Genomic DNA, 9,051 nt, shown 5'->3' with positions numbered 1-9,051 from the left:
TGCATCTTCCACTTCCACGACCGGCTGCTGCGCGACAACCCGCCGGCCGAATCGCGCGACACCCGCAGCGTCGGCGAGAGCAACCCGTACGGCATGCAGCGCCACCTGCACGACAAGACGCAGCCGGAGAACCTCGCGTTCCTGCAGCGCGTGCGGCGGCTGCTCGACGGGCACGGCGCCGCCAGCGTCGGCGAGATCGGCGACGACGATTCGCTGAAGACGATGGCCGACTACACCCGCGGCGGCGACAAGCTGCACATGGCCTACAGCTTCAACCTGCTGACCGCCGAGCGCAGTGCCGCCTACATCCGCCAGCAGGTCGAGGACCTCGAGGCGCAGATGCACGACGGCTGGGCCAGCTGGTCGTTCGGCAACCACGACGTGCCGCGCGTGCTGACGCGCTGGGGCGGCCCGGGCGCCGACCTGGCCTACGCGAAGGTCGCGAYTGCCATGCTGGTGAGCCTGCGCGGCAGCGTCTGCTGGTGGCAGGGCGACGAGCTCGGGCTGACCGAGGCCGAGATCCCGTTCGAGCAGGTGCAGGACCCGTACGGCCTCGCGTTCTGGCCGGAGTTCAAGGGCCGCGACGGCTGCCGCACGCCGATGCCGTGGGTGCATTCGCAGCCGCACGCCGGCTTCAGCCAGGGTCGCGCGGTGCAGCCGTGGCTGCCGGTGCCGGCCGAGCACGCGGCGCGCGCGGTCGACGTCAACGAGCGCGATCCCGCCTCGCCGCTGAACTTCATGCGCCGGCTGCTGGCCTGGCGGCGGCAGCAGCCGGCGATGGTCAGCGGCGACATCCGCTTCATCGATGCGCCGGAGCCGGTGCTGGCGTTCGTTCGCTCGCCGGAGGCGGGTGTCGAGGGGGCGTCGCTGCTGTGCGTGTTCAACATCGGCAGCGAGCCGGTCACGGTGGATCTCGACGCGCCGGCGACGACGGTCGTCGCGACGCAGCTCGATGCGGCGCTGCAGGGCTCGCGCAGCGGGCGGCGTTTCACGCTGCCGGCGCACGGCCTGTACTTCGGCGAGCTGGCCTGATCGCGAACGCAGCATGGCCCACCTGCAACTGAAGTCGCTGCGCAAGGCGTTCGACGACGTCGTCATCCTGCACGGTGTGGACCTGGAGGTCCGCGATGGCGAGTTCCTGGTGTTCGTCGGTCCGTCGGGCTGCGGCAAGTCGACGCTGCTGCGCTGCATCGCCGGCCTCGAGGACATCACCTCGGGCGAGCTGTACATCGGCGACGAACTCGTCAACGACGTGCCGCCGGCCAAGCGCGGCATCGCGATGGTGTTCCAGAGCTACGCGCTCTACCCGCACATGACGGTGGCCGAGAACATGGCGTTCGGGCTGCGKCTCGCCGGCTACTCCAAGGACGAGATGCGCGCSGCSGTGAGCCGCGCGGCGCAGGTGCTGCAGATCGAGCACCTGCTGGAGCGCAAGCCGAAGGCCTTGTCCGGYGGCCAGCGCCAGCGCGTGGCCATCGGCCGCGCGATCGTGCGCAAGCCGGGCGTGTTCCTGTTCGACGARCCGCTGTCGAACCTGGATGCMGCGCTGCGCGTGCAGATGCGCGTGGARYTCTCGCGCCTGCACCAGGAACTGAAGACCACGATGGTCTACGTGACGCACGACCAGGTGGAGGCGATGACGCTGGCCCACCGCATCGTCGTGCTCAACGCGGGCCGCATCGAGCAGGTCGGTACGCCTATGGAGCTGTACCACCGGCCGGTGAACCGCTTCGTCGCCGGCTTCATCGGCTCGCCGAAGATGAACTTCATCGAAGGCAGGTTGCTGGGCGCGGACGACGGCCTGGCCCGCATCGCGCTGGCCGACGGCTCGACCGCGACGGTGCAGGCCGACGCCGCGTCGCTGGCCGCCGGCGCCAAGGTCACCCTGGGCCTGCGCCCCGAGCACGTCGACGCTGCCGGCACGCCCACCCCGCAGGCGATGCGTGCGCACGTGCAGCTGGCCGAGCACCTGGGCGACATCACCTACCTGCACGTGACCTTGACCGGCGCCACCGAGGCGATGACGATCCGCACCGCGCCGGAGAACCCGCTGAAGACGGGCGACACCGCGTACCTGAGTTTCCCGCCGCAGCGTGGCTTCCTGTTCGACGAGCAGGGGCGCACGCTCTTTTCATCACCACAACACACACCACCCGGAGACACACGATGAACACCAAGCGACATCACCTGAAGCTGCTTGCCGGCGCCGCGATCCTGGCACTGGCCGGCACCGCCCTGCCTTTGGTCAGCCACGCCGCCGAGCCCGGCAAGCTGCTGATCTGGATCAACGGCGACAAGGGCTACAACGGCCTGGCCAAGGTGGGCGAGGAGTTCACCGCCAAGACGGGGGTGCAGGTGGTGGTGGAGCACCCGGAGGACGCACCGAACAAGTTCCAGCAGGCCGCCGCGGCCGGCAAGGGCCCGGACATCTGGATCTGGCCGCACGACCGCATCGGCGAGTGGATCGCCGGCGGGCTGCTGCAGCCGGTGAGCCCGAGCAAGAAGGTGCTGGCCGACCTGGACCCGCTGGCCGTCAAGGCGTTCGCGGTGGGCGGCAAGCAATGGGGCTACCCGATGTCGATCGAGGCGGTCTCGCTGGTCTACAACAAGGCGCTGGTGCCGACCCCGCCGAAGACCTTCGACGAGGTGATCGCGCTGGACAAGAAGCTGTCCGCGTCCGGCAAGAAGGCCATCCTCTGGGACTACAACAACACCTACTTCACGTGGCCGCTGCTGGCCGCCGGTGGCGGGTATCCATTCAAGCTGAAGGCGGACGGCAACTTCGACCCGGCCGACACCGGCGTCAACAACGCCGGCGCGCTGAAGGGCGCGGAGCTGCTGAGCAAGCTCGTCAAGGACGGCGTGATGACCAAGGGCGCGGGCTACGCCGAGATGGAAGCGGGCATGGCGCAGGGCAAGGTCGCGATGATGATCAACGGCCCGTGGTCGTGGGACAACCTCAAGAAGGCCAACATCGACTTCGGCGTCGCCAGGATCCCGAGCGTCAACGGCAAGAAGGCGGCACCGTTCGTCGGCGTGCTGGGCGCGATGATCTCCAAGGCCTCGCCGAACCGGGACGTGGCGGTGGAGTTCATCGAGAACTTCATGCTGGCGCCGAAGGGCCTGAAGACGATCAACGACGACGTGCCGCTGGGCACGCCGGCGAGCAAGGCGCTGTTCGCCGAGCTGAAGAGCAACCCGAACATCCAGGCGACGATGGCCAGCGCGCAGGACGGCGCGCCGATGCCCAACAACCCGGAGATGGGGCGCTTCTGGTCGTCGATGGAGTCGGCGCTGAAGAACATGACCGAGGGCCGCCAGCAGCCGAAGGAGGCGCTGGACGCCGCGGCCAAGCGGATCACCGCGAAGTAACTCAAGCGGGCACACAAGACGATGAAGTACCGGCTGCGCCCCGGCCCGGCCCTGCTCGCCTTCGTGCTGCTGGGCGCGCTGTACGTGGTCGCGATGGTCTACGCGGCCGGCCAGACGCTCTTGGCCGGCACGATGCTCGCGATCACCGCGCTCGCGCTGTGGGTCTACAGCTCGGCGAAGACCTACGCGTGGCGCTACCTGTTCCCCGGCATCGCCGCGGCGCTGGTGTTCGTCGTCTTCCCGATGGTCTACACGATGGCCATCGGGTTCACGAACTACAGTTCGCGCAACCTGCTGGAGTTCCCGCGGGCGACGCAGTACTTCCTCGATGAGACCTTCCACGGCGGTGAGGGCGCGAGCTATGCGTTCACGCTGCATGAGGATGGGCCCGAGTTCCGCCTCCGGCTCGAAGACGCCGACAGCGGCAAGGCGTGGGTCAGCGGCCGGCTCGCGCTGGCGACGACCACGCCGCTGGAGGTGAAGCTCGCGCCGCAGGACCCGGCGCAGGCACCGCTGGCCGAGCCTGCGCAACTCAAGACCGTCATCGCCCGGCAGAAGCACCTGCAGGCGCTGACGCTCGTGCTGCCCGACTCCCCCAACAAGCTCGTGATGACCGGCCTGCGCCAGTTCGGCGCGGTGCAGCCGCTGTACAAGCGCAACGCCGACGGCTCGCTCGTGAACCAGCAGACGAACGCCGTGCTGCGCCCGAACATGACCAGCGGCTTCTACGAGACCGAGGCCGGCGAGCGCGTGCAACCCGGCTTCCAGGTCGGCGTGGGTTTCGCGAACTACCAGCGCATCTTCACCGACGCCGCGTTCCGCGAGCCCTTCGTGCGCATCTTCCTCTGGACGGTGGTGTTCTCGGCCCTCACCGTGTTCTTTGGCGCCGCGCTCGGCATGTTCCTGGCAGTCCTCTTCAACTGGGATGCGCTGCGCTTCAAGGGCCTGTACCGCACGCTGCTGTTCCTGCCGTACGCGGTGCCGGGGTTCATCTCGATCCTGGTCTTCAAGGGGCTGTTCAACAACAACTTCGGCGAGATCAACCTGATCCTGGATGCCCTGTTCGGCATCAAGCCGGCGTGGTTCTCGGACCCGCTGCTGGCCAAGGTGATGCTCTTGATCGTCAACGTGTGGCTGGGCTACCCGTACATGATGGTGATCTGCTCGGGGCTCATCAAGGCGATCCCGGCCGACCTGTACGAGGCCTCGGCGGTGGCCGGGGCCGGGCCGTTCACCAATTTCTGGCGCATCACGCTGCCGTTGATCCTGAAGCCGCTGACGCCGCTGTTGATCTCGGCCTTCGCGTTCAACTTCAACAACTTCGTGCTGATCAGCCTGCTCACCGGCGGGCGCCCCGACTTCCTGGACACGAGCGTGCCGGCCGGCACCACCGACCTGCTGGTGAGCTACACCTACCGCATCGCGTTCCAGGACTCGGGCCAGCAGTTCGGGCTCGCGGCGGCGATCTCCACGGTGATCTTCGCGATGGTCGCGCTGATCTCGCTGGTGCAGATGCGCCTCACGAAGGTTTCCAGCGACGAACCGCGGTAAGGACAGACACGACATGGCCATCGTCCTCGACAAGAGCCACCGCTGGCGCGTGCTGGCCGCGCAYGCGTTCCTGATCGGCCTGGTCGCGCTGGTGATCTTCCCGTTCCTGATGATCCTGTCGATCTCGCTGCGCCCGGGCAACTTCGCSGCCGGCAGCCTGATCCCCGAGACCATCAGCTTCGAGCACTGGAAGCTCGCGCTSGGCATCKCGTACACCGCGCCCGACGGGCGSCTSGTGAARCCGGAYTTCCCGGTGCTGCTGTGGCTGTGGAACTCGGTSAAGGTGGCCAGCCTKACCGCGGCGATCACGCTGACGCTGTCGACCACCGCCGCCTATGCCTTCGCGCGCATGMAGTTCCRCGGCAAGCGCATSGCGCTCGGYGGGCTGATGCTGATGCAGATGTTCCCGGCGGTGCTCGCGCTGGTGGCGATCTTCGCGATCTTCGACCGCATCGGCAGCGTGTTCCCGTTCTTCGGCATCGACAGCCATGCCTCGCTGCTGCTCGCGTACTCSGGCGGCATCGCGCTGCACGTGTGGACGATCAAGGGCTACTACGACACGATTCCGGTGGAGATCGAGGAGGCGGCCAAGGTCGAYGGCGCGACGCCSTGGCAGGCCTTCCGGCTGGTGYTGCTGCCGATGGCGCTGCCGATCCTGATGGTGGTGTTCCTGCTCGCSTTCATCGGCGCGATCATCGAGTACCCGGTGGCGTCGATCCTGCTGCATGARGARGCCAAGCTGACGCTGGCGGTGGGCTCCAAGCTGTTCCTGTACGACCAGAAATACCTGTGGGGCGACTTCGCGGCCGCGGCCATCCTGTCGGGGCTGCCGATCACGGTSGTGTTCATCCTSGCGCAGAAGTGGATGATCTCGGGGCTCACGGCCGGGGGGATCAAGGGATGACACGGGTTCAAGCGCGATCCCGGATTGGCATCCGGGCTACGTGGATCGCTGCAGTTTGCCTGCTGGTCGGCTGTGCATCGCCTGTCGTTGCACCGCCCTCGCCTGCACCCGTCAGCGGCCCGATCTCGGTGCCAGGCACCTTCGCCGACAACCCGATCGTCTACTTCGCCGTCACCGACCGCTTCGCCAACGGCAACCCGGCGAACGACCACGCCTACGGCCGCCAGCGCGAGGCCGATCCGGCGGCCGATGTCGCCACCTTCCACGGCGGCGACCTGAAGGGCATCACCAACAAGCTGAACGAAGGCTGGTTCCGCGAGCTGGGCGTCAACGCGATCTGGATCACCGCACCGTACGAGCAGATCCACGGCTGGGTGGTCGGCGGCGACAAGGCCTTCAAGCACTACGCCTACCACGGCTACTACGCGCTCGACTACACCGTGCTCGACCAGAACATCGGCACCCCCGACGAGCTGCGCGAGATGGTGGGCACCGCGCACCGCCAGGGCATCCGCATCCTGTTCGACGTGGTGATGAACCACCCCGGCTACCTCGACCTGCAGACCGCCCGCGAACTCAACCTCAAGGTGCTGTGGCCGGGCAGCGAGCGCGCGACGCTGCGCGACTACCACGGCTTCATCGACTACAACAGCTTCGCGTTCGCCGACTGGTGGGGCCGCCCATGGGTGCGCGCCGGCCTGCCCGGCTACCTCGACGGCGGCCGCGACGACCTGACGATGCAGCTCGCGTACCTGCCCGACTTCCGCATCGAGAGCACCGAGCGCGTGAAGCTGCCGATCTTCCTGCGCACCAAGCCCGGCACGCGCGCCCGCGACCTGCCCGATGCGACCGTGCGCGACTACCTGGTGACCTGGCTCAGCGACTGGGTGCGCGAGTACGGCATCGACGGCTTCCGCGCCGACACCGTCAAGCACGTCGAGCCGGCGGCCTGGGCGGCGCTGAAACGATCCGCCACCGCCGCGCTCGCCGACTGGAAGGCCCGCCACCCGGCCGACAAGATCGACGACCAGCCGTTCTGGATGGTCGGCGAGTCCTGGGGCCAGGGGCCGGAGCGCAGCCCGCTGGCCGACGCCGGCTTCGATGCGCTGATCAACTTCGAATTCCAGGACCAGGCGCCGCAGTTCGCCCACCCCGACGCGCTGTACAGCCGCTATGCCTCGCTGCTCTCCGGCCGGCCCGGCTGGAACGCGCTGAGCTACATCTCGTCGCACGACACGCGGCTGTTCGACCGCAGCCGCCTCGCGCAGGCCGGTGCCGCGCTGTTGCTCGCCCCCGGCGCGGTTCAGATCTTCTACGGCGACGAAACCGCGCGCCCGCCCGGCCCGGCACCGGCGTCCGACCCACAGCAGGCCACCCGCTCCGACATGAACTGGGCCACGCCCGACACCGCGCAGCTCGCGCACTGGCGCCGCCTCGGCAGCTTCCGCGCGCGCCATGTCGCGCTGGCACGCGGCGTGCATCGGCAACTGTCGGCCAGCCCCTACGTCTTCAGCCGCGTCGATGCGCAGAGCGGCGATGCGGTCGTCGTCGCGATGGCGGTCGACGGCACCGTCACGCTGCCGCTGGGCGCCACCTTCGGCAACGGCGAGGCGCTGCGAGACGCGTACAGCGGCCAGCGCGTCGAGGTGGTCGACGGCCGGGTCACGCTCGCCGCCACCGGCTACGTCCTGCTCGAACGCGCTCCCGCGGCCACGCTGGCCGCCTCCCCTGTCTCTGGTGCAGTCCCCCGTCCATGACCATCGACCTCAGCTCCCGCGCCACGCCCTTCACCGACCTGCGGCTGCTGGCCGACATCGGCGCGACCTACGCCCGCTTCTGCATCGAGCCGGCACCCGGCCAGTTCGAGCACGTGGCGGTGTTGCCGTGCAGCGAGCACGCCGGCATCACCGAGGTGATCCAGGCCTACCTCGCGACGGTGCCCGAGCTCACGCCGCGCCACGGCGCCGTGTCGATCGCCAACCCGATCCAGGGCGACCAGGTGCGCATGACCAACCGCGACTGGGCGTTCTCCATCAAGGAGGTGCAGCAGCAGCTGAAGCTGTCGACGCTGCTGGTCGTCAACAACTTCACCGCGCTGGCGATGGCGATTCCCGGCGTCGGTCCGCACGGCCGGCTGCAGGTGGGCGGCGGTGCGCCGCAGGCCAACGGCGTGATCGGGCTGCTCGGCCCGGGCACCGGGCTCGGCGTGTCGGGGTTGATCCCGTCCGGCGACCGCTGGACCACGCTCGCCACCGAAGGCGGCCACGTCAACTTCGCGCCCAGCGACGAGCGCGAGATGCGCGTGCTGCAGCATGCCTGGAAGAGCATGTCGCGGGTGTCGGCCGAGCGGCTGATCTCGGGGCCGGGCATCGAGCTGATCCACCAGGCCCTGCACCCGGCGGCGGGCGGCGCGCGCGAGCTGACGACCGCCGAGATCGTGCAGCGCGCGCTGCAGCACGACGCCGCCTGCTTGGAGACGCTGGAGGTGTTCAGCGGGATGCTGGGCTCGATGGCCTCGGACGTGGCGCTGACGCTCGGCGCCACCGGCGGCATGTATGTCGGCGGCGGCATCGTGCCGCGGCTCGGGCCGCTGTTCGCGCAGGCGGTCTTCCGCGAGCGCTTCGAAGCCAAGGGCCGCATGAGCGACTACGTGGCGCGCATCCCGACCTACCTGCTGACGGCCGAGAACCTGGCGTTCCAGGGCGTCTCGACGCTGCTGTCCGACCACGTGCCGGACGCCGACGGCAGCCACCCGCTGCTCGAACGCGTAAGGGCCTCGGTGACGACGCTGTCGCCGGCCGAGCGGCGGGTCGCGAACTTCGTGCTCGACAACCCGCGCACCGCGCTGAACGACCCGATCGCGCTGATCGCGCAAGGCGCCGAGGTGAGCCAGCCGACGGTGATCCGCTTCTGCCGCTCGCTCGGTTTCCAGGGGCTGGCGGATTTCAAGCTGAAGCTCGGCTCGGGACTGACCGGCACGCTGCCGGTGCAGCGCACGCAGGTGCGGCGCCAGGACGGCACCGCCGACCTGTGCGCCAAGGTGCTGGACAACACGATCTCGGCCATCGTGCAGTTCCGCGAGGCCTTGAACGTGGACGCGGTGGATCGCGCGATCTCGCTGCTGCGCGAGGCGCGGCGCGTCGAGTTCTACGCGATGGGCAACTCGGCGATCGTCGCGCTGGATGCGCAGCACAAGCTGTTCCGCTTCCGGATCTCGTCGGTCG

At 68.9% G+C, this 9,051-nt stretch carries 7 protein-coding genes; all 7 read left to right on the top strand.

All coding sequences use genetic code 11. The annotated features are described in order from the left end of the window. A partial coding sequence (locus AC1D15_RS10200; RefSeq protein WP_477825891.1) for an alpha-amylase family glycosyl hydrolase occupies positions 1 to 1,032 on the top strand: 1,032 nt, incomplete at its 5' end. A 13-nt stretch (positions 1,033 to 1,045) separates the two neighbouring features. After that, positions 1,046 to 2,170 (top strand): ABC transporter ATP-binding protein, encoded by a 1,125-nt coding sequence (locus tag AC1D15_RS10195; RefSeq protein ID WP_477825890.1) that lies wholly within the window; start codon positions 1,046 to 1,048, stop codon positions 2,168 to 2,170. Continuing rightward, positions 2,167 to 3,372, top strand: coding sequence for a maltose/maltodextrin ABC transporter substrate-binding protein MalE (gene malE, locus AC1D15_RS10190; protein WP_477825889.1), 1,206 nt, complete (start codon positions 2,167 to 2,169; stop codon positions 3,370 to 3,372). Before AC1D15_RS10195 ends, malE begins: the two co-directional genes overlap by 4 nt. 21 nt (positions 3,373 to 3,393) lie before the next feature. After that, the gene (gene malF, locus AC1D15_RS10185; RefSeq protein ID WP_477825888.1) at positions 3,394 to 4,923 is read left to right on the top strand and encodes a maltose ABC transporter permease MalF; all 1,530 of its coding nucleotides are present in this window, start codon (positions 3,394 to 3,396) and stop codon (positions 4,921 to 4,923) included. A gap of 13 nt (positions 4,924 to 4,936) precedes the next feature. Then, positions 4,937 to 5,827 carry a maltose ABC transporter permease MalG gene (malG, locus tag AC1D15_RS10180; RefSeq protein WP_477825887.1) on the top strand — a complete coding sequence of 297 codons (891 nt, stop codon included), beginning with the start codon at positions 4,937 to 4,939 and terminating at the stop codon, positions 5,825 to 5,827. 128 nt (positions 5,828 to 5,955) lie between these two features. Continuing rightward, positions 5,956 to 7,584, top strand: coding sequence for an alpha-amylase family glycosyl hydrolase (locus AC1D15_RS10175; RefSeq protein ID WP_477825886.1), 1,629 nt, complete (start codon positions 5,956 to 5,958; stop codon positions 7,582 to 7,584). Next, on the top strand, positions 7,581 to 9,051 hold a 1,471-nt coding region (gene glk / locus AC1D15_RS10170; RefSeq protein WP_477825885.1), incomplete at its 3' end, for a glucokinase. The genes AC1D15_RS10175 and glk, both read left to right, overlap by 4 nt.

The organism is Rhizobacter sp. P2_H2 (assembly GCF_056403375.1).
This window is presented reverse-complemented; position numbering and strand designations above follow the sequence as displayed.